Origin of the sequence: Frankia sp. Mgl5, from assembly GCF_023242985.1 — a bacterium.
In the GTDB taxonomy this organism is placed as follows: Bacteria; Actinomycetota; Actinomycetes; order Frankiales; family Frankiaceae; genus Parafrankia; species Parafrankia soli.
The window spans coordinates 1-265 of the sequence record NZ_JALKFY010000154.1; the positions used below are offsets into that span (position 1 = coordinate 1).

Genomic DNA, 265 nt, shown 5'->3' on the forward strand with positions numbered 1-265 from the left:
GCATATACATGCTTCCATTCCCAAACTTTCTCCAAAAATTTCTCCCGGCCCAACTCGTGGCGGGAGATGCCTTCTTCGCGAAGCGTCGCTTCAACACGTGCCTGTGTGGCAATTCCGGCATGGTCCATCCCGGGCAGGAAAAGCGTGCTGTATCCCTGCATGCGCTTGGCTCGAGTGATGATATCCTGCAGGGTGGTATCAAGCGCGTGACCCAGGTGCAATTTCCCTGTTACGTTCGGAGGCGGGATCACGATCGTAAATGGCT

Annotated in this window: 1 protein-coding gene; it reads right to left on the bottom strand. The window is 55.1% G+C overall.

The window, feature by feature from the left end:
• The coding region (locus tag MXD62_RS08780; protein WP_248828887.1) for a class I tRNA ligase family protein at positions 1-265 on the bottom strand (265 nt) is incomplete at both ends.